The sequence below is a fragment of the Streptomyces sp. NPDC057302 genome (assembly GCF_042667685.1).
Lineage (GTDB): Bacteria > Actinomycetota > Actinomycetes > Streptomycetales > Streptomycetaceae > Streptomyces.
Genome location: NZ_JBHUZJ010000066.1, coordinates 1 through 21,267 on the forward strand (window position 1 = coordinate 1; position 21,267 = coordinate 21,267).

The 21,267-nt window shown below is 72.4% G+C and carries 13 protein-coding genes; 7 read left to right on the plus strand and 6 right to left on the minus strand.

From position 1 onward, the window contains the following. Positions 1 to 331 precede the first annotated feature (331 nt). Positions 332 to 880 carry a MarR family transcriptional regulator gene (locus tag ACFUPX_RS32910; RefSeq protein ID WP_367043520.1) on the minus strand — a complete coding sequence of 183 codons (549 nt, stop codon included), beginning with the start codon at positions 878 to 880 and terminating at the stop codon, positions 332 to 334. 123 nt (positions 881 to 1,003) lie between these two features. Here ACFUPX_RS32910 and ACFUPX_RS32915 point away from each other — a divergent pair, with 123 nt between their 5' ends. Beyond that, positions 1,004 to 2,281 carry an MDR family MFS transporter gene (locus tag ACFUPX_RS32915; protein WP_383331077.1) on the plus strand — a complete coding sequence of 426 codons (1,278 nt, stop codon included), beginning with the start codon at positions 1,004 to 1,006 and terminating at the stop codon, positions 2,279 to 2,281. A gap of 36 nt (positions 2,282 to 2,317) precedes the next feature. On the opposite strand, the gene ACFUPX_RS32920 is transcribed toward ACFUPX_RS32915, so the two are convergent. Beyond that, complete coding sequence (locus tag ACFUPX_RS32920) at positions 2,318 to 3,988, minus strand: SpoIIE family protein phosphatase (RefSeq protein WP_383331080.1); 1,671 nt, start codon at positions 3,986 to 3,988, stop codon at positions 2,318 to 2,320. A gap of 142 nt (positions 3,989 to 4,130) precedes the next feature. Then, positions 4,131 to 5,489 carry an NAD(P)/FAD-dependent oxidoreductase gene (locus ACFUPX_RS32925; protein ID WP_383331083.1) on the minus strand — a complete coding sequence of 453 codons (1,359 nt, stop codon included), beginning with the start codon at positions 5,487 to 5,489 and terminating at the stop codon, positions 4,131 to 4,133. Between the two features lie 373 nt (positions 5,490 to 5,862). On the opposite strand from ACFUPX_RS32925, the gene ACFUPX_RS32930 reads away from it, so the two are divergent. Next, positions 5,863 to 6,636, plus strand: a complete 774-nt coding sequence (locus tag ACFUPX_RS32930; protein WP_383331086.1) for a TetR/AcrR family transcriptional regulator — start codon at positions 5,863 to 5,865, stop codon at positions 6,634 to 6,636. Between the two features lie 224 nt (positions 6,637 to 6,860). Continuing rightward, on the plus strand, positions 6,861 to 8,783 hold the full coding sequence (locus ACFUPX_RS32935) for a sigma-70 family RNA polymerase sigma factor (RefSeq protein WP_383331089.1): 1,923 nt from the start codon (positions 6,861 to 6,863) through the stop codon (positions 8,781 to 8,783). Between the two features lie 28 nt (positions 8,784 to 8,811). On the opposite strand, the gene ACFUPX_RS32940 is transcribed toward ACFUPX_RS32935, so the two are convergent. After that, positions 8,812 to 12,096, minus strand: coding sequence for a BTAD domain-containing putative transcriptional regulator (locus tag ACFUPX_RS32940; protein WP_383331092.1), 3,285 nt, complete (start codon positions 12,094 to 12,096; stop codon positions 8,812 to 8,814). A 185-nt stretch (positions 12,097 to 12,281) separates the two neighbouring features. Beyond that, complete coding sequence (locus ACFUPX_RS32945; protein ID WP_383331095.1) at positions 12,282 to 14,381, minus strand: asparagine synthase-related protein; 2,100 nt, start codon at positions 14,379 to 14,381, stop codon at positions 12,282 to 12,284. 699 nt (positions 14,382 to 15,080) lie between these two features. Between ACFUPX_RS32945 and ACFUPX_RS32950 the strand changes: the two genes are divergently transcribed. From ACFUPX_RS32950 to ACFUPX_RS32965, 4 genes are all read left to right on the plus strand, one after another. After that, entirely contained in the window at positions 15,081 to 16,547 is a 1,467-nt protein-coding gene (locus tag ACFUPX_RS32950; protein ID WP_383331098.1) for an MFS transporter, read from the plus strand. Positions 16,548 to 16,707: 160 nt separating this feature from the next. After that, positions 16,708 to 17,910: an L-2-hydroxyglutarate oxidase gene (gene lhgO, locus ACFUPX_RS32955; protein WP_383331101.1), complete on the plus strand. Its 1,203-nt coding sequence runs from the start codon at positions 16,708 to 16,710 to the stop codon at positions 17,908 to 17,910. A 105-nt stretch (positions 17,911 to 18,015) separates the two neighbouring features. Then, positions 18,016 to 18,807, plus strand: coding sequence for a tRNA (guanosine(46)-N7)-methyltransferase TrmB (gene trmB / locus ACFUPX_RS32960; protein WP_383331104.1), 792 nt, complete (start codon positions 18,016 to 18,018; stop codon positions 18,805 to 18,807). A 43-nt stretch (positions 18,808 to 18,850) separates the two neighbouring features. Further along, a complete protein-coding gene (locus ACFUPX_RS32965; RefSeq protein WP_383331107.1) occupies positions 18,851 to 20,230 on the plus strand; it encodes a PrsW family intramembrane metalloprotease in 1,380 nt (459 codons plus the stop codon). Here ACFUPX_RS32965 and ACFUPX_RS32970 read toward each other — a convergent pair. Beyond that, a complete protein-coding gene (locus tag ACFUPX_RS32970; protein WP_383331110.1) occupies positions 20,227 to 21,171 on the minus strand; it encodes an aldo/keto reductase in 945 nt (314 codons plus the stop codon). The two genes, ACFUPX_RS32965 and ACFUPX_RS32970, sit on opposite strands and share 4 nt — an antisense overlap. Positions 21,172 to 21,267: the final 96 nt, after the last annotated feature.

Here is a 21,267-nt window from a genome sequence, read left to right on the forward strand (position 1 = left end):
TTTCCCTTTCCGGCGAGTCCGACTCTACCAGATCCTTTCGGGCCTGATTCCCAGTCAGCGGGGCTTGTCTTCCCGGCTGTTGGGCCGTTCCGACGTCTCAAACTCTAGCGGTTCTTCCCGGTTACTCATAATCGAGTCCTGGAATTGAATTCGGACATGCCGAAGTCGTTCCCGGGGGATGTCGTGCAGAGTTTGTTTTGCCGCGTCTCAGCGGCGGGAGGTGCTGTCGCAGAACCGTTACGGCTCCGTGGCAACCCGAAGAACCTTACGGATCCAGTGGGTGACTGTCAAACGCCCGAGGTCGGGCGCTCAGGCAGCGCTCAGGCAGCGTTCAGTCCAGGTCGGTGAGGCGTCCGCCCGCGTCCGGCTGGGCGTGCTCGACCCGGCGCAGAAGGCGCGTCAGTACTTCCCCGAGGGCGCCGCGCTCCTCCTGTGAGAGGTCCTGGAGGAGGTCCTCCTCGAAGACCGTGGCCAGGCGCATCGCCTCCAGCCACTTCTCGCGGCCCTCCGCGGTGAGCTCGACGATCACTCGTACGCGGTTGGTCTCGTCGCGGTCCCGGGTCACCAGACCCTCCGCCACCATGCGGTCGATGCGGTGGGTCATGGCCGCCGGCGTGAGGCCGAGGCCTTTGGCGAGCTCGCCGGGGCCCATTTGGTACGGGGCGCCGGAGAGGACGAGGGCCTTGAGGACCTCCCACTCGGCGTTGCTGATGCCGAGGGTCGCGGTCTGCCGCCCGTAGGCGACGCTCATCCGCCGGTTGAGGCGGCCGAGGGCCGAGACGATCTCCTCGACCTGGGGGTCGAGGTCTTGAAACTCCCGCTGGTAGGCGGCGATCTGCTCTTCGAGAGTCGGCTCACTGGGGCCGGGAGTGTCACCCATGGGCCGCAGTATGGCACGCCCTTACTTGGCGTTGAAGTTCTTCTGTGTGTATTGTTTAGACTCTAACTTTAGCTTCGAAGTCTTCACGTCTAACTCCTAAGGCAGGTGAAAGTGACCAGGGCGATGGGCGCAGCGATGCGTCGTATTCAGGTAGGCAGCGCACTGAGTGCGTTTGGTGTCGGGTTCACGGTTCCGTTCCTCTACGTCTATGTGGCGCAGGTGCGGGAGCTGGGGGCCGGTACGGCGGGCATCGTGCTCGCCGCCTTTGCCATGGCCGCGCTGATCGTCCTGCCCGTCACCGGGCGCATCATCGACCGCCGCGGCCCGCTCCCCGTACTCATGGGAGCCGCGCTGACCGCCTCGGTGGGTGCCCTCGCCCTGGGCTTCGCGAACAGCGAGCCGACCGCGATCGTCTCGGCCGCCCTGCTCGGCGCCGGTACCGCGGTGATGCAGCCCGCGCTCGCGACGATGATCGTCTGGTGCTCGACGCCCACCACGCGCACGCGTGCCTTCGCGATGCAGTTCTTCCTGCAGAACCTGGGCCTGGGCATCGGTGGTCTCTTCGGCGGTCAGATCGTCGACGAGCACGACCCGGGCAGCTTCATCACGCTGTTCTCCATCGAGGCCGTGATGTTCCTGGTGCTCGCCGCGATCGTCGTCACCGTGCGGCTTCCGCACGCGCCCTCCATCCAGGACGCCGTGCCCAAGGACGGGTCCGCGCCGCAGAGCGGTCTGCGGGCGCTCCTGCGCCACAAGGCGATGGTGCAGCTGTGCGTGCTCGGCTTCGTGCTGTTCTTCGCCTGCTACGGGCAGTTCGAGTCGGGTCTCTCCGCGTACGGCGTGGAGGCGGCCGGGATCTCGCCGTCGACGCTGGGCATCGCGCTCGCCGCCAACACGGCGGTGATCGTCGTCGCGCAGTTCGCCGTCCTGAAGTTCGTCGAGCGGCGCAAGCGCTCCCGGGTGATCGCGGCCGTCGGTCTCATCTGGGCCGTCGCGTGGATCGCGGCCGGTTACGCCGGGCTCGGGCACGGCAGCCAGGCCATGGCGACCGCCGCGTTCATCTCCACGTACGCGCTCTTCGGGCTCGGTGAGGCGATGCTGTCGCCGACCGTCGCGCCGCTGGTCGCCGATCTGGCTCCGGCCGGGATGGTCGGTCAGTACAACTCGGCCTTCGCCCTGGTCAAGCAGCTCGCGCTCGCCGTCGGCCCCGCGGTCGGTGGTCCGATGGGGGCCGCGCTGCACGGGCCGTACATCGTGACGTTCCTGCTGTTCTCGCTGGGCATCACGGTGCTCGCGGTGCGGCTCGGACGGCAGCTCACCCCGCTGCAGAATCAGCCGTACGTGGCGAAGAGCCGGGTGGTGGCTCAGAGCACCCCGGAGTCCGTACCGGCGAACTCCTAGGCGTTACCCGTAGTCATCCGTAGGCGTCTGTAGGCACTACGCGCGCGGGAGCGCGAATTCGCACCAGACGGCTTTGCCGCCGCCCGGTGTGCGCCGTGCGCCCCAGCTCGACGCGATCGTGGCGACGATGGCGATGCCCCGGCCCGCCTCGTCGGCGGGCTGGGCGCTGCGGCGCCTGGGCAGGTGGTCGTCGCCGTCCGTCACCTCGATGATCAGTCGGCGGTCGGTGCGGCGCAGGCGCAGGCGCATCGGTGGTGTGCCGTGCTGGAGGGAGTTGGCGACCAGTTCGCTGGCCGCGAGGACTCCCAGGTCGTGCAGCTCGGGCGGGAAGCGCCAGCTGGCGAGGACACCGGTGGCGAAGGCACGCGCGCGTGGCGCCGCTTCCACCCCGCCGAGCAGCTCCAGGGCCGCGTTGCGGAACAGCTCGGCGTCCAGGCCGGTGCGTGCGGGGTGCTGGATGACGAGCACCGCCACGTCGTCGTCGTGGTCGGCCGTCACCCCCAGGGCGCGGATCAGCCGGTCGCACACCACCTGGGGTGTGCCGGTGGCGCCCGACAGCGCGCGCTCCAGTGCGGCGACCCCTTCGTCGATGTCCTCGCTGCGCCGCTCGACCAGGCCGTCCGTGTACAGGACGGCGGTCGAGCCGGGGCCGAGCGGGACCGAGCCCGAGGTGTGCAGCCAGCCGCCGGTGCCGAGCGGCGGGCCCGTGGGCTCCTCCGCGCGGTGGATCGTGCCGCCCTCGTCCCGCACGAGGATCGGCAGGTGCCCCGCGGAGGCGTACACGAGGCTGCCTTCGTTCGGGTCGTGCACCGCGTAGACCATGGTGGCGATCTGCATGGCGTCGATCTCGGTGGCGAGGCCGTCCAGGAGCTGGAGGACCTCGTGCGGGGGCAGGTCCAGGCGGGCGTAGGCGCGCACGGCCGTGCGGAGCTGGCCCATGACGGCCGCCGCGCGGACGCCGCGGCCCATGACGTCGCCGATGACCAGGGCGGTGCGGCCGCCGCCGAGGGTGATCACGTCGTACCAGTCGCCGCCGACCGCCGCCTCCGTGCCGCCCGGTTGGTACGTGGCGGCGATCCGCAGGTCGTCCGGCTGCTCCAACTCCTGCGGAAGGAGCGAGCGTTGCAGGGTGACCGCCGTCTCGCGCTGCGTGCGCTCGCTGGCCCGCAGCCGCTCGGCGGCCTCCGCGTGGTCGGTGACGTCGGCGGCGAAGACGAGGATGCCGTCGTCCATGAGCCCCGTGTCGGAGCCGCTCACCGGGAGCGTGACGGGGGTGCAGGTGAACGTGTACGACCGGCCGCTGGCCGCCTTGCGGGACTTGACCGTGCGCGGCTTGGAGCTGCGCAGGACCTGGTCCAGGAGGGGCAGCAGGCCCAGCTCGTCCAGCTCCGGCAGCGCCGCGCGGGCGGGTTCGCCCACGGGACGGTCGCCGAACGCGGTGGCGTACGCGTCGTTGACGTACGCGATGCGGTGCTCGGGGCCGTGCACCAGGGCGACGAGGGCCGGGATGCGGTCGAGCACCTCGCGGGTCGGCAGTTCGTCGACGCCGGCGGCGGGGGTGAGGGTCGTGCCCTCCTGGCGTCCCTCGGCGCGGGCCGCGGGGACGGAGCTTTCGGCTCGCTGTGGCGGGGAGATCCCCAGGTCGGTGCGCGCCGCGGCGCGGCGCTGCGTTCCGGGGAGCCGGGCGCTCCAGCGCGTGAAGTTCACTGCGGTAGGCCTCGTGATGTCGCTTCTGGATCGGGCGGGGATTTCCGGCGGTCCTGGCCCGCCCATGGTCACACGAACAGTCTGGCCGACCGGACTGACATCCGTCAGACGCCGGTGTCACGCGGGGAGTTCCTGCCTCCGGTCAGGAGGACTCCTTCGGGCTTCTGCCCCCGGCCGCGAGTTCGAACTCCGCACGCGGGTGCTCGAGCGACCCCAGGGAGACGATCTCGCGTTTGAACAGGCCGGACAGGACCCATTCGGAGAGCACCCGGGACTTGCGGTTGAGGGTGGGCACGCGGCTGAGGTGGTAGACGCGGTGCATGAACCAGGCAGGGTAGCCCTTCAGCTTGCGTCCGTAGACATGTGCGACACCTTTGTGCAGCCCCAGAGACGCCACCGAGCCCACGTAGGTGTGCGTGTACTCCTTGAGGGGCTGTTCGCGCAGGGACGCGGCGATGTTGTCGCCCAGCGTCCTTGCCTGGCGTACCGCGTGCTGGGCGTTGGGGGCGCACTCCTTGCCCGGCTCGTCCGCGGTGACGTCCGGGACGGCCGCCGCGTCTCCCGCGCCCCACGCGTGCGTGGCGCCGTCGACGGACAGCTGGGCGGTGCAGTTCAGACGACCGCGTTCGTTCAGCGGCAGGTCGGTCGCGGCGAGCACGGGGTGCGGTTTGACGCCCGCGGTCCACACGACCGTACGGGTGGGGAAGCGCGAGCCGTCGCTGAGGACGGCGACCCGGTCCTCGCAGGAGTCCAGGCGCGTCTCCAGGCGTACGTCGATGTTGCGGCGCCGCAGCTCACGGACGGTGTACTTGCCCATCTCCTCGCCGACCTCGGGGAGGATCCGCCCGGAGGCCTCGACGAGGATCCACTTCATGTCCTCGGCCTTGACGTTGTGGTAGTACCGCGACGCGTAGCGGGCCATGTCCTCCAGCTCGCCGAGCGCCTCGACGCCCGCGTAGCCGCCGCCCACGAAGACGAAGGTGAGGGCCGCGTCGCGGACCGCGGGGTCGCGCGTGGAGGAGGCGATGTCCATCTGCTCGATGACGTGGTTGCGCAGGCCGATGGCCTCTTCGACGGTCTTGAAGCCGACGCCGTGCTCGGCCAGGCCGGGGACAGGCAGGGTGCGCGAGATGGAGCCGGGGGCGAGGACGATCTCGTCGTACGTGATCTCGACGGCGCCCGAGCCCTCGTCCGCGGTGGCGAGGGTGGTGAAGGACGCCGTGCGCTTGGCGTGGTCGACCGCCGTGACCTCGCCGATGACGATCCGGCATCTGTCCAGGACGCGGCGGAGCGGGACCACGACATGGCGCGGCGAGATGGAGCCGGCCGCGGCTTCGGGCAAGAACGGCTGGTAGGTCATATAGGGATCGGGCGTCACCACCACGATCTCCACTTCGCCCCGCTTCAGCTCCGGCTTCAGCTTCCGCTGGAGGCGCAGCGCGGTGTACATGCCGACGTAGCCGCCGCCCACAACGAGAATGCGCACAGGTTCCTTCACCATCCCATGACGCACCCAGCTCTTGAGTTTGTCCACAGCCTCGGCAATTTGTGTGACCTGTCGCGGCATGTTGCACGCCGCCTCGGCCTTGGCCGCATACGTCAAAGGTGTGCAGGTCAGCAGGGGTGAGATCGGAAATGTAAGGGGGTGCAATCGGGTCGGAATCGGTGCGTACTCCGATCGGGGGGCGCTCTGTGCGGAACCCGCCTCTTCTGAATTGACTCCGGCTCAACTATGTTCGTGTGTCGTCGGGGTGTCGGGGGATGCGCTCGTCGGGTCCAGCTACGGGGCCCGGATTCGGGCTTGCTCCTCACACTTCGGTAGTCAATGGCGGGGAGTGTCTCCGGGGGGAGACGTCATTACCGGGGGAACGCGTATGCATATTCAGGAATCTCACTGGTCTTCGAGCATGGCGTCGGCAACGGCCGTCGCCACCAGCGGGAACGGACGCGACATGGGGGACGGACCGCGTTCGACGCCGCTGCGGGTGGACGCACAGCGCAATCTCGAGCACGTTCTTCGCGCGGCGCGCGAGGTGTTCGGCGAGCTGGGTTACGGCGCGCCGATGGAGGACGTCGCCCGGCGCGCACGGGTCGGGGTGGGCACGGTCTACCGCCGCTTCCCCAGCAAGGACGTGCTGGTGCGGCGCATAGCCGAGGAGGAGACCTCCCGGCTGACCGACCAGGCGCGTTCGGCGCTCGGTCAGGAGGACGAGCCGTGGTCGGCGCTCTCGCGCTTCCTGCGGACGTCCGTGGCATCGGGCGCGGGGCGGCTCCTGCCGCCGCAGGTCCTGCGGGTGGGCGTCGCGGACGAGGTCGCGGGCGCAGGGGACAACGAGGCGCGCGTGCCGCAGCAGCGGCAGGCGGCTCCGGGCGGTCCCGAGCTGCGGCTCGTCGAGCAGCGCCCGGCTCCGGCCGAGGAGTCGGCGGCGGACGACCCGGGGGCGGTCGCGCTCCTGGAGGTCGTCGGACGCCTCGTGGAGCGGGCGCGTGGAGCGGGCGAGCTGCGCCCGGACGTGACGGTGTCGGACGTGCTTCTGGTGATAGCCACGGCGGCGCCCTCGCTGCCGGACGCGGCGCAGCAGGCGGCGGCCTCGTCGCGGCTGCTCGACATCCTGCTCGAAGGGCTGCGGTCGCGTCCCTCGGTGTGACGCGGTGACGCGCGCGAAATCCGCACAAGTTCGTCACGTGGAGGGCTCAACTGCCGGTCAAAACACGGCGGTTGAGCCTTCCCCGAATGGGTGAACGGTAGTGCTCGGATACGGGAAGTCACCTCGGAAGGGTGGTTGACCGTCATCGCCGTCCGTCGTAGCACGGCCGTATGGCACTCTTTCCCGGATGGCCGGGTCTGAGTGTGCAAGCGGGGGCTTCCGCGATGAGTGGTGACGGGCGCGACGAGCCGTCCTCCGCCCTGGGCGACGGGGCCGCGGAGCTGCCTCATCGGCAGGTGCCGAGCCAGGGCGGACACGGGTCCGGCGGTGGCTCCGCAGCCAGTGGCGGCACCGGATCAGTTGGTGCCGCCGGCGGTCTGGATCCCAGTGTTCCGGCGCAGCGCGAAGGCGCCCCTGCCGACGGCGACCTGATCGCCCGGATGCGGGCGGGCGACGACACCGCGTACGAGGAGCTGTACCGAAGGCACGCCGAAGCGGTTCGTCGGTACGCCCGCACGTGCTGCCGGGACGCGCACACCGCCGACGACCTCACGGCCGAGGTCTTCGCGCGGATGCTGCAGGCGGTCCGTGGCGGCAGCGGGCCCGAGCACGCGGTGCGCGCCTATCTGCTCACCACGGTGCGCCGCGTCGCCGCGGGGTGGACGAAGTCCGCCAAGCGGGAGCAACTCGTGGAGGACTTCGCGGTGTTCGCCGCGCAGGCCTCGCGCGGCTCCGAGGTCTCCGACGACGACACCCTGGACCTGGGCGCGGACGTGCGCGCGATGCACGAGGCCGAGCAGTCCATGGCCATGCAGGCGTTCCGGAGCCTTCCCGAGCGCTGGCAGGCCGTGCTGTGGCACACGGAGATCGAGGACGAGTCCCCCAGCGATGTCGCCACGCTCTTCGGGCTGGACGCCAACGGCACCCGGGTGCTCGCCAAGCGGGCCCGCGAGGGCCTCAAGGAGGCGTATCTCCAGGCCCATGTGAGCACCACGCTCACCGAGAACGAAGAGTGCGCACGCTACGCCGACCGGCTCGGCGCCTACGCGCGCGGCAGTCTGCGCACCCGGGCCGAGCGCGGCCTGCGCAAGCACTTGGAGGAGTGCGCCAAGTGCCGCCTGGCCGCGGGCCAGATCAAGGAAGTAGCCAGCGGTATCCCAGGGGTCGTGCCGATCGCGGTCATCGGCTGGTTCGGTGCCGCCGGTTACGCGAAGGTGGCCGCGCTCGTCGGCGGTGGCGCGGCGGGTGCGGCAGGCGCCGGAGCCGCGGGCGCCGCGGCGGCGAGCGGTGGCTCGTCCGGTGGCGCGGCGGGCGGTGGCGCCGCCGCCGAGGGGCTCGGCGCGCCCGCGAAGGCCGGTATCGCGGCGGCCGTGGTCGTCGCGGCAGCGGCCGCCGCGATCGCCCTGACCGCCGGCGGCGGGGACAAGCCCAAGGACCTGCCGAACGCCGAGAAGCCGCCGGCCGTCGAGCCGGTCGAGCCGAACGAGCCGCCTCCCCCGAAGCCGAAGCCCAAGCCCAAGCCCGATCCGGAGCAGCCGGCCTCGGAGGCGAAGCCGAAGCCGCCTTCGAAGGCTGATCCCGAGCCGAAGCCGAAGCCGACCCCGGCGCCCCCCGAGAAGCCGACGCCTCCGGCGCCCGAGCCGAAGCCGACCCCCACGCCGTCCGAGCCGAAGCCGAAGCCGCCGCCCCCTCCGCCACCGCCGCCGCCCGCCCCCACGGTCTACCAGTGGAGCGAGCTGCGGTACGGCGTCGTCGGTGACGGCACCAAGCCCGAGATGCGCCTGGGCGAGAGCAGCTGGGTCTGGCAGCGCGGCGGCCTGTCCATCGCGGACCGGAGTTACGGCCACGGCGTGACCGTCCACGGCCAGTCCTCCGTCACCATCGACCTGAACCGCTCGTGCTCGTCGTACGAAGCGGTCGTCGGCGTCGACGACATGACGATGGGCCTGGGCAAGGTGCGGTTCTCGATCTTCGGCGACGGCACGCGGCTGTGGCAGTCGCCGCTGATCGAGGGCGGGGACGCGGCGGTCCCGGTGCAGGTGAACCTGACCGGGCGCAAGACGATCCGCCTGGTCGTCGAGCCGCACTCGCCGTTCGACTCGGTCGCGCTCGCGGACTGGGCTCAGTCGCGCTTCCGCTGTACGTAGACCACGGTTCGGCTCAGCTCAGTACCGCTCAGCTCAGTACCGCTCGGCTCAGTTCCGCCAGCACGTCGTCGGCGGTGAGTTCGGTGCCCGCGGCGCGCTCGGCCTCGTACCGGTGGTGGCCGAGGACGGCGAGCGCCGCGGTCTCGACGTCATGGGCCTCGGCCAGCTCCGGCATCGGGCGCGGGTTGCCGCTCCGCAGCCGGGTGCCGAAAGCGAGCAGACGGACCGCGCGCGGGTGGTCGCCGAGCCTGCCCACCAGGGTGGACCCGCACTCCACCAGTGCCGCGATGACCAACTCCGCGCACCGGCTCGCCAGGGCCACCCGCAGGGTGTCGGCGAGCAGCGGCAGCGCCTGCTCCGGGCCCGACTCGACGGCCACGACCTTGGCGTCGAGGCCTTGGAGCGCGGCGGTGAACTGCGGTGGCGGCGTGCCGCGCACGGCGTCGGCGCGGGACTCCTCAAGGAGGGCGCGGGCCCTGACGATGTCGCCGTCGTCCAGCGCCATCTGCGACTGCAGCATGCGCATGAACGCGCGTGCGTCCGCCACCCCGTACCGGTCGGCCTCGGTCCCTGCCTCGTCGAGTGCCTTGGCCGCCAGGGCGCGGTCGCCCTCGCGGTACGCGACCTCGGCGAGGCGGGCGATCAGGAAGGGTGTCTCGGCATAGGCGCCCACTTCGTAGGCGAGCCGCAGCGCTTCGTCGTACTCGACGCGTGCTTCCTCGTACAGACAGCGCGCCATCGCGGCCTCGCCCGCCGCGCTGGAGACCTGGGCGCGCATCCAGCGGTCGCCCGCGCGCCTGCTCAGGCCGCGCAGCTCCGCGAGGTCCTCGTCGACACCGGACAGGTTGCCCGGGGCGTCGACGGCCTGGTGCGTACGGAACATCAGGCTGACGCCGATCTCCCAGTCGCCGCCGAATTCACGGCAGTTGGCGACCGCCATGTCCAGGCCGGGCCTTGCCGCGTCGGGGCCGTCCAGGAAGTAGACGGTGAACGGCCAGAGCAGCCCGGGGAAGCGTGCCGCCGCCGGCACCGGTCGCACGAAGGCGTCCCGCACCCGCTCCAGGTTCGCGCGCTCGCCGTCCCCGGCCAGCACCTCGGCCGACGTGGACTCCGCCACCAGGAAGAAGTGCAGCAGCCGCAGGCTCATCCAGGACCAGTAGAGGGGATCCTCCGTGTCCTCGGGGGCGCCGTCGGCCGGAACCGGGGGTGCCAGGCGCAGGACGCGGGCCGCCCACTCCACGCCCTCCGCGCGGTAGTTCCGCAGCCACCAGAACCAGCCCGCGCCCAGAACGATGGCCAGGGCGTCTTCCGCGTCCCTGGACTCGACGGCGCGTTGGAGGGCCGCGCGGATGTTGTCCGTCTCGATCTCCAGGCGCTGGATCCACGGGAGTTGCTCCGCCGAGCGGAGCAGCGGATCGGCCCGTTCGAGCAGGGCGCGGACGTACGCCGTGTGGCGGTGGCCCGCCGCGGCGCGCAGCTGGGGGGTCTCGGCGGCCCGCTCGGAGGCGTACTCGTGGATGGTCTCCAGCATGCGGTAGCGCATGTCGCCGCCTGCCGTGGGCTCGGCGATGAGCAGGGACTTGTCCACGAGGGCGCCGATGAGGTCGGCCGCGGGACCGGTGCAGACCGCTTCGGCCGCCTCGATGTCCCAGCCGCCCGCGAAGACGGACACCTCGCGCAGCACCGTCCGCTCGGGTTCGTCGAGCAGGTCCCAGGACCAGTCGACCACGGCACGCAGGGTCTGCTGGCGCGGCAGGACCGTACGGCTGCCGCTGGTCAGGAGGCGGAAGCGGTCGTCGAGGCGGTCGGCGATCTGCCGGGGCGTGAGCAGGCGCAGGCGGGCCGCCGCCAGCTCGATGGCGAGCGGGAGGCCGTCGAGGCGCCGGCAGATCTCGGCGACCGCGTCGGCCTCCTCCTCCCGTACGGAGTCCTGCTCCTCCCCCCGTACGGAGTCCTGCGCGAGGCCTTGCGCGAAGTCCGGTCGCACGGCCATGGCGCGCTCGGTGAAGAGGCGGTGCGCCGGGTCGGGCGGCAGGGGCTCCACGGGGCGGACGAACTCGCCGGGCACGCCCAGGGGTTCGCGGCTGGTGGCGACGATGGTGAGGTCCGGGCAGTGCGTGAGGAGGGTCTGGGCGAGTTCGGCGGCGGCGCCGATGACGTGCTCGCAGTTGTCAAGGAGCAGGAGCAGGCTGCGCGGGGCGCAGTACTCGACGAGCAGGGCGACCGGGTCGCTCTGCGGAACCGTCAACTCGCTGGTCATCAGCACGGTCTCGCGCAGGCCGAGCGCGCTGACGACGGCTCCGGGAACCGCCTGTGGCCGGTCGAGCGGGGCGAGCTCGGCCAGCCATGCCTGCGGATGCCCGGCGGCGGCTTCCTCGGCGAGGCGGGTCTTGCCGGAGCCGCCCGGTCCGGTGAGGGTGACCAGGCGTGCTCGTCGCATGTCAGAACGGATGGCGGCGAGTTCGGGTTCCCGGCCGACAAAACTGGTCAGGCGGGGCCGCAGATTACCGGTCCGCTTCGGACGTCCGGCCCGCTCCGGCGGTCCCTGCCGCTCCGGCCGCCCCGGCCCTCCGTCGGGGCCCGGGGATGCCCCGAGGGGCGGGTCGAGCAACTCCGCGTGCAGCGCCCGCAGTTCCGGGCCCGGGTCGGCTCCGAGGCCGTCGGCGAGCGTGCGGCGCGCGTTCTCGTACGCGGCGAGGGCGTCGGCGCCTCGGCCCGCGTCGCGCAGGGCGCGGATCAGGAGGGCGTGCAGCGTCTCGTCGTACGGCTGGGCGGCGGTGAGCTCCCTCAGTTCCGGTACGACGTCGGAGGCGTGGCCCAGGAGCAGGTCCGCCTCGGCCCGCGCGCGGGTCGCGTCGGCGAGCAGCGCTTCGGGGCGGGCCGCCGCGCTGCGGTCGGGCAGGTCGGCGAGGGCGGGGCCGCGCCACAGGGAGAGCGCTTCGCGCAGGATGCGGGCGGCTGACGCCGGGTCGTGCTCCAGGGCCGCCTTGCCCTCGCGTACGAGGCGCTCGAAGCGGTACAGGTCGATGTCCTCGGGGGCGGCGGCGAGGCGGTAGCCGCCGAACTCCGAGGCGATGGCGCTCTTGCCGAGGGCGCGGCGCAGGCGGCCGACGAGGGCCTGGAGGGCAGCCGGAGCGTCGGAGGGCGGCTCGTCCTGCGCCCATACCTCGGCGATGAGGGTGTCCGCGGGGACGGTGCGGTCGGGGCGCAGCGCGAGGGTCGCCAGGAGGGCGCGAAGCCGTCGGCCCCCTACGGGCAGGGGCTCTCCATGTTCGTCGTACGCCTCGGTGGCGCCCAGGATTCTGTACCGCACGGGGTCATTCTCGCCGGTGGGGTGGACCGGGGCGCGGGATTTCCTTCCCCAACCCCGCCCCTTCCCGAAAACCATGCCTGCGCCCTGGGCCTACCTGGGGCTCCGCCCCAGACCCCGTACAAGATGTCCTCAAACGCCGGACGGGCTGAACCGGTGATCAACGCCGCGCAAGGCTCCGGAGCCAGTTACCGCCCCGCCCCCAGAGCCCCCCTCTGCGGCACCACGCTCCCGGTAGGGACGGCCCTCTGGCGCGCGGGCGTGCCCGTCCAGCAGGTGCCACGGCGGGACAGCAGCCGGCGCAGCCACAGCTCCGTGGAGACCAGGTCGGCCAGGCCGTCCAGCGGCAGTGGCTCGCCCTCCGCCGCCGCACGCAGCGCCTTGCGGACCACGCGGGCCTCCACCAGGCCCGCCTGCGCGAGCAGGGGTGTGTCGAAGAGGGCCAGGAGGTCGTCCACCGCCCCCCGGAGGCCCGTCCGCGCCGCCGCCGCGGACGACGCGTGGGACGGTGCGCCCCAGCCCGGCGGCAGTTCGGCCACTCCTGCGCCTTCCAGGACCGTACGCAGGATCGCCGCGCGGGCCCCCGGCTGGACGCGCAGGGCGACGGGCAGCGCGCGGCAGGCCCGGACCACCTGGTTGTCCAGGAAGGGCGCGTGCAGGCGCTGGAAGCGGACCTCGGCGGCCTGCTCCAGGACGCGCAGGTCCGCCGCGTGCCGGGCGAGGGCCGCGCGGGCGCGGAACTCACCGGGGCGCTGGCCGGGCCCGGCGCCGGGCCGTCCGGTGGTGTCCTGGAGGCGAACCGATACTTCGGCCAGGGCCTCGCCCGTCAGCCACCGTGCGGCGGGCCCCGGTCTCGCCCACGCGAGGGCGGCCATCGACGCCCCCACCGCCCCGCCCGGCTCGTCGAAGCGACGCTGGAGGAGCCGGTCGGCGAGCGAATCGACGCCCGCGCGGTAGGACATCCGGGAGAGCTTGCGCGCGGCGCCGTACACGCGCGCGGGGACCATGACCGATCCCGTGGAGCCGTCCGCCTTCGCCAACGCGGCGACGGGACGCACCAGATGGCGGCGTCTGCGGTCCATCAGGAGGTCGGCGAGGCGGGCCGGATGCGCGTCCAGGACCTGCCGGGCGCCGTACCCCGTGAAGTGGTCCGCGCTGCCCGACGACAGTCGTGCGCGGTGGCGCTGGGCCATGATGAGGGAGCCGCTCGGCTCGTCCGTCAGCGGGCCGTCCAAGTCCGCGTACGGAAGGGCCTCTTCGCCCGCGGCGACCACCACGTGGTGCAGGCGCGGGTTGGCCGCGATGGCGCCCGCACGCTCCAGCTCGGCCTCCCGGCCGTTGACCGCGAGGTCGTTGAAGGTGACGGCGAGGAGCCGCTCCCCCGCGCCCGTGCCATGGCCCAGAACCGTGCCCGGCATCCCCGGGAGGCCGGCCGCGAGCAGCGCGAGCGTGCCGGAAGCGGGCCCTCCGGAGAGGTCGGCGCCGATGCCGGGCACCGGCATCCCGCGGGCCGCGCGCCGCTCGGCCGGGCCCATGCCGGGTACGGGCCCCGGGTCGACCTCGGACGCTCCGGGGACGTGCCGCGGGGCGCCGAGCCGGGCGCGTACCGCCTCCACGAGGGCGTCACGGACGCCGTCCACCGCGGTGGACGCGTCGGCGGCGGGCGCGGCGACCGCGAGGGACGCCACGTGTTCGTACCCGGCGATCTCCCGTGCGCCCGCGCGCAGGATCAGCGCGTGCCCCGGTGGCACGCGGCGCACGCCCTGGTAGGGCGTCGAGTCCTGGAGCGCCTCCGGCACGTCGGGCGCGGCGAGGAGCGCCGCGAGGTGGCCGATGTCCAGGTGGGCCTCGATGAGGTCGGCAAGGGGCAGCGCGGCCGTGGCGAAGGCCGTGCCGTCGGCCCAGGGGGCGTAGAAGACGGGGCGCGCGCCCGCGAGGTCACCTGCGATCATCACGCGGCGGCCGACCTGGACGACCGCGGTGTAGCTGCCGGACCAGGCGGTCAGGTGCCGCAGGGCGCCGCCGCGGGCCGCGAAGAGGCCGACCCTGAGCTCCTCGTCGCTCGCCCCGCAGGTGCCCAGGACCGCGATGCGCGTCTGTTCGTCGGCCTTCACCGTGCGCACCTCGTCGGCGCGCCAGTCGCCCACCGCCCACAGCGGATCCGGGTCGCCCCAAAGGAGTTGGGAGCCCACGGGGTGAACGGTCTCGCCGTTCTCACCGGTGGCCCCGGCCGAGCCCACCACCGAAGGCTTCGCGGCAGTGCTGCTCCACCCCACCAACCACCGCATCGTTGCCTCCACAGGCTGTGGACAACCAGTGCATCGAGAACTGGGGTCCCATGCTGCCACGAAGGAGGCGCGCAGGAGGGGCTACGGGGGTGCTCGCGCTCCCCTTAATCTGCCCCGGGGGAGCGGTACTTGAAGGGCACGACCATGCCCTTCGGTGTGCGAGGGGGCGCATTCACCAAACCTCGGGGGCGGCGATTTTCGGCCAAATCAGCGGATGGCGCTCGCGTGACGGAACCGCAAACGGCACCACACAGTCCGGGAGGCGTTGCCCGCCCCCCGGACCGGCCCGCCGCCCGCGGGGATGAAGGCGGCGGTGTCCCCCAGCCCGCTGACTCCAGCGCAGCGGGCCGACCCACGCACCGTCAATGGAAGCGCTCCTCTTATGGCCGGTGAAGAGCGCACACGCAGGCGCACGGCCACACACCCGGAGCACGCCCCGGTACTCCCCCACTTCCCTACCGGCAACAATCTCGCCATACGGAACTGCGCCTCTTAACGCTTGGGATTCGGCGAACTACGCTGTGTGTGCTGATGTTTTCGCGGAGGCATATACCTGGGGGCTCGGCCAAATGCTCTTGCGGCCGAGGTTCCGGGCCATGGCGGTCGTAGTCGCGGACGTCGCTGTCCCTGGGGGAACGCAGCACGAATGCCGCGCGGTCAAGCCACCGCACGGCAGCCGTCTGTGTCGAGGGGTGGCGCATGTCCAGGGAGCAACGCGGGCCGAACGAAAAACTCGGCACCGTTCTCGCCCTCGCGGGAATCAGCAATGCGGGACTCGCCCGCCGGGTGAACGACCTCGGCGCTCAACGCGGGTTGACGCTTCGATACGACAAGACATCGGTGGCCCGGTGGGTGTCCAAGGGCATGGTGCCGCAGGGCGCCGCCCCGCATCTCATCGCCGCGGCCATCGGGCAGAAGCTCGGCCGACCCGTTCCGCTGCACGAGATCGGGCTCGCCGACGCCGATCCCGCGCCTGAGGTGGGTCTCGCCTTCCCGCGCGACGTGGGCGCGGCGGTGAAGTCGGCGACCGAGCTCTACCGCCTCGATCTGGCGGGCAGGCGCGCGGGCAGCGGCGGCATCTGGCAGTCCCTCGCCGGCTCCTTCGCGGTGAGCGCGTACGCGACGCCGGCCTCGCGCTGGCTGATAACCCCGGCCGACAGCTCGGTCGCCCGTGACGTCGCCCTGGACGAGCCCCGCGAGACGGGCCACCCCGACGGCGGCGGGGACGGCGCCAACGGCGGGCAGCCGATGAAGGTCGGCCACAGCGACGTCCTGAAGCTGCGGGAGGCCGCCGAGGACGCCCGGCGCTGGGACTCCAAGTACGGCGGCGGTGACTGGCGCTCGTCGATGGTCCCGGAGTGCCTGCGGGTCGAGGCGGCGCCCCTGCTGCTCGGTTCGTACTCGGACGAGGTGGGCCGCTCGCTCTTCGGGGCGTCGGCCGAACTGACGCGCCTGGCCGGGTGGATGGCCTTCGACACCGGCCAGCAGGAGGCCGCCCAGCGCTACTACATCCAGGCCCTGCGCCTGGCCCGCGCGGCGGCCGACGTGCCCCTGGGGGGGTACGTACTGGCCTCCATGTCCCTCCAGGCGACCTACCGCGGCTTCGGCGACGAGGGCGTCGACCTCGCGCAGGCGGCCCTGGAGCGCAACCGCGGCCTGGCCACCGCACGCACGATGAGCTTCTTCCGCCTCGTCGAGGCACGCGCCCACGCGCGCGCCAGTGACGCGCAGGCGGCGGGAGCCGCGCTGCGGGCGGCCGAGGGCTGGCTGGAGCGGGCCAGGGACGGCGACAACGACCCGTCCTGGCTGGGTTTCTACGGATACGACCGCTTCGCGGCGGACGCGGCCGAGTGCTACCGCGACCTGAAGGCGCCCCGCCAGGTGCGCCGTTTCACGGAGCAGGCGCTCTCGCGGCCGACGGAGGAGTTCGTGCGCTCCCACGGCTTACGGCTCGTGGTCTCCGCGGTCGCCGAACTGGAGTCGGGGAACCTCGACGCGGCCTGCGAGCAGGGCACCCGCGCCTTGGAGGTCGCGGGGCGCATCTCGTCCGCGCGGACCACGGAGTACGTGAAGGACCTGTTGCACCGCCTGGAACCGTACGGTGACGAGCCACGCGTGGTGGAGCTGCGGGAGCGGGCGCGGCCGCTGCTCGTGGCCCCCGCGTAATCCGCCCCTCATGCAGAGCCGACCCCTCATGCAGCGCCGACCCTTCGTGCAGCGCCGGAACGGCAACAGCATTTACGCCCCCTGTAACCCTGCGGCCCTCGCCGGGTTTGAGGGCGTTGTCAGTGGCGCAGTGCACTATCGGTGTGGGAGGTGAGGCGGGATGGTCCGAGCCGTGGCGTACGACTGCGATGTGCTGGTGATCGGTGGCGGGATCGTCGGTCTGTCGACGGCGTATGCCGTCACGCGCGCGGCGCCGGGCACGCGGGTCACGGTCCTGGAGAAGGAGCCGGGCCCCGCCCGGCACCAGACGGGACGCAACAGCGGGGTGATCCACAGCGGGATCTACTACCGCCCCGACTCCCTGAAGGCGCGGTACGCGGTGCGCGGCGCCGCCGAGATGATCAAGTTCTGCGCGGAGTACGGAATCGCGCACGAGGTCACCGGCAAGCTGATCGTCGCCACCGAGCGCTCCGAGCTGCCCCGCCTGCACGCACTGGTCCAGCGCGGCAGGGAGAACGGCATTCCGGTGCGGGAGCTGGGCCCCGCGCAGATCTCCGAGTACGAACCGGAGGTGCGGGGGCTCGCCGCGATCCAGGTCGGCACGACGGGGATCTGTGACTACGGCTCGGTGGCGGAGCGCCTTGCGGACGCCTCGGGGGCCGATGTCCGGTACGGCGCGGAGGTCGTCCGCATCGACCGCCGCCCGACGCTCGGGGTGGCCGTCCGCACGGCCGACGGCTCGGTGGTGCGGGGCAAGGTCCTGGTCAACTGCGCGGGGCTGCACTGCGACCGGGTGGCGATGCTGACCGGCGACGACCCCGGGATGCGGATCGTGCCCTTCCGGGGTGAGTACTTCGATCTTGCGCGGCCCGAGCTGGTGCGCGGCCTGGTGTATCCGGTGCCGGATCCGGCCTTCCCCTTCCTCGGGGTGCATCTGACGCGGGGCATCGGGGGCGGGGTCCATGTGGGGCCCAACGCGGTGCCGGCGCTGGCCCGTGAGGGGTACGGATGGGGTGTGGTGCGGCCGCTGGAGGTCGCGGGCACGCTGGGGTGGCCGGGAGCCTGGCGGATGGCCGGGCGGCACTGGCGGTACGGAGCGGGGGAGTTTCGCCGCTCCCTCTCCAAGAGCGCGTTCACCACGGCGGTGCGGAGGCTGCTGCCCGCGGTGACTCCCGATGACCTCGTGCCCGCCGATGCGGGTGTGCGGGCGCAGGCCGTCCTGCGGGACGGGACGCTGGTCGACGACTTCCTCATCCGGGAGGGGGCGCGGGCCGTCCACGTACTGAACGCGCCTTCGCCCGCGGCGACGGCTTCGCTGCCGATCGGGCGGGCTGTGGCCCGGCGGGTGCTTGCGGCTCTGTAGGGCGGTCCCTGCGGGGCTCCCCCCGTACAAGATGTCCTCAAACGCCGGACGGGCTGAACTGATCAGAACTCGGCAAAGCCGGTGGGGGACTAAAATCGACCCACTGTGTCTGAGTCGAACGCCACCCCCAAGCACCCCTACGCCCCCCGCCCGAAGGGCGAACCCCGCTTCCCGCACGGCCCCGCCCCCGATCCCGCCGGCTCCCACTTCGAGCGGCGGATCCGCAGCTTCCAGCCCCGCAGGAGCCGCGTCACCGCGGGCCAGGCGGACGCGCTCCAGCGGCTGTGGCCCAAGTGGGGCCTGGACATCGACGGGCAGCGGACCCTCGACCTCGCCGAACTGTTCGGCGGCGAGTGCCCCGTCGTACTCGAAATCGGGTTCGGCATGGGCGAGGCCACCGCGCAGATGGCCGCCGACGACCCGGGCACCGGCATCCTGGCGGTCGACGTGCACACCCCGGGCCAGGGGAACCTGCTCGGCCTCGCCGAGCGGAACGAACTCGGCAACATCCGGGTGGCGAACGGCGACGCCGTCATCCTGCTCCGCGAAATGCTCCCGGCCGCCTCCCTCGACGGCCTCCGCGTCTACTTCCCCGACCCCTGGCCCAAGGCCCGCCACCACAAGCGCCGCATCATCCAGCCCGACTTCCTCGACCTCGCCGCGCCCCGCCTGAAGCCCGGCGCCGTGCTGCACTGCGCGACCGACTGGGAGCCGTACGCCGAGCAGATGCTGGAGGTGCTCACCGCGCACCCCGCCTTCGAGAACACCCAGGCGGACGGCGGGTACGCGCCCCGACCCTCCTTCCGCCCTCTGACCCGGTTCGAGGGCCAAGGGCTGGACAAGGGACATGTGGTCCACGACCTGTTGTTCCGCCGCACTTCCGGCCAGAACACCTGAGACACCGTCGCGGGCCGCCCCTGTCCCTCGTTAGGGTCAACGGGTGGCCATCCGTTCTCCGTACCCGCACCCGATGCCCCCCGCTGGGCCCGCCGGGCTGCGGCACGCACGCTGGTGGCAGCGCCGGGCGATACGCGCGGCTGCCCTGGTCACGCTGCTCGCCCTGTCCGGCCTCGTCATCCTGGCCCTGGTCAGGGAGCAGACCGGCACCGAAGGCTTCCTGGTCGGGCTCGGCCTCGCGACACTGCCGGTGCCGCTCCTGGTGGCCGCCTTCCGCTGGCTGCAACGCGTCCAGCCGGGCCCTTGGCGCAACCTCCTCTTCGCCTTCGCCTGGGGCGCCTGCGCTGCGGCCCTCATAGCGATCGTCGCGAACAGCTTCGCGACCCGCTGGATAACCACCGCCACGGCCGACCCCACCAGCGCGGACACCCTCGGCGCGACGGTCATAGCGCCGATCGTCGAGGAGAGCGCCAAAGCAGCGGCCGTCCTGCTCGTCTTCCTCTTCCGCAGACGCGAGTTCACCGGCATCGTCGACGGCGTGGTGATCGCCGGAGTGACCGCGACCGGCTTCGCGTTCACCGAGAACATCCTCTATCTCGGCAGCGCCTTCGGCACCGACCAGATCAACGGCGGTACGGGCCTCGCCTCCGTGACGGCGGCGACCTTCTTCGTACGCGTCGTGATGTCGCCCTTCGCGCACCCCCTCTTCACCGTGCTCACCGGCATCGGCTTCGGCATCGCCGCGCTCAGCGCCGACCGGCAGAGCTGGCGCCGCGTCCTGCTCCCGCTCGGCGGGCTCCTCCTGGCGATGGGCCTGCACGCCCTGTGGAACGGCTCGGCGGTCTTCGGGGACTACGGCTTCTTCGCCGTGTACGCGATCTTCATGCTGCCCGCCTTCGGCCTGCTCACCTGGCTGGTGATCTGGACCAGGCAGCGCGGCCTGCGCATCGTGCGGGCCGAGCTGCCCGCGTACGCGATCGCGGGCTGGCTCACGGCCCCCGAGCCGTACGCGCTCGGCACGATGCGCGCCCGCACCCTGGCCCGCGACTACGCCTCGTACACCCAGGGCAAGGCCGCGGCGCGCACGGTCGCCCAGTACGAGGCGTACGCGACGTCCCTCGCGCTCCTACGCCACCGGGGGCGCAAGGGCCGTGCGGGCGCCGACTTCGTCGTACGGGAGCGGGAGTTGCTGCACGCGCTGTGGGAGCGCCGCGAGGCCGCCCGCCCCGCGCTCGCGTACGCGGCACGCGCGACGGCACCGGTGCTCGTACCGATGCCGCCGCCCTACGGGTACCCGCAGCAGCAGCCCCAGTACCGATACCAGTACCAACAGCAGCACCAGCAACAACACCAGCAGCCCTACGGATATCCGTACGCGCAGCCCGCGATGCCCTACCCCGCGTACAACCCCTACCGCGGCTAGGCGGAAGCCACCGTGAGCGCCGACACCTCGGTGTCCGTCAGCTCGAACTCCCCCACCGCGAGCAGCGCGGGCAGCTGCTCGACCGTACGGGCGGAGGCGATCGGCGCCGCCACCGTCGGCTGAGCCGCGAGCCACGCGAGGGCCACGGTGGCGATCTCGGCGCCGCGCGCCTGGGCGATCTCGTCGAGGGCGGCGAGCACGCGCAGCCCGCGGTCGGTCTCCAGGTGCTTGCCCGCGCCCTCGGCCCGCGCGCTGTCGACCTTCGCACCCGGGCGGTACTTGCCGGTCAGGAAGCCGGAGGCGAGCGCGTAGTACGGGACGGCGGCCAGGCCGGAGCGCGAGGCGACCTGCTCAAGGGAGCCTTCGTACGTGTCGCGCGACACGAGGTTGTAGTGCGGCTGGAGCGCCGAGTAGCGCGCGAGGCCCTCGCGGTCGGAGAAGTCGAGGAACTCCTGGAGCCGCTCGGCGGTCACGTTCGAGGCGGCGATCGCGCGCACCTTGCCGGAGGTGACCAGCTCGTCGAGCGCGCCGATGATCTCCTCGACCGGGACGGTCGGGTCGTCGTAGTGCGTGTAGTAGAGGTCGATGTAATCGGTGCGCAGCCGGCGCAGCGACTCCTCGGCACCGGACTTGATGGTGTTCGCGGACAGGCCCTTGAAGTCCGGGTGGGCGCCGACCTTGGTGGCGAGCACGACGTCGGAGCGGTTGCCGCGCGCGGCCAGCCAGTTGCCGATGACGGTCTCGGACTCGCCGCCCTTGTTGCCGGGCACCCAGGCCGAGTAGACGTCGGCGGTGTCGATGAAGTTGCCGCCCGCCGCGGTGTAGGCGTCGAGCACGGTGAAGGACTGCGCCTCGTCGGCCGTCCAGCCGAAGACGTTGCCGCCCAGGGCGAGCGGGAAGACCTCGAGGTCGGACGAGCCAAGCTTGCGGAGAGAAGTCATACGGGGCTCAACGCCCATACGGATCGCGGCATTCCGTACGGCGGACATGCCGGACCGGCAGCCCTGGCGTCGGGGGGTTGTCGCCAGGACCGCCGG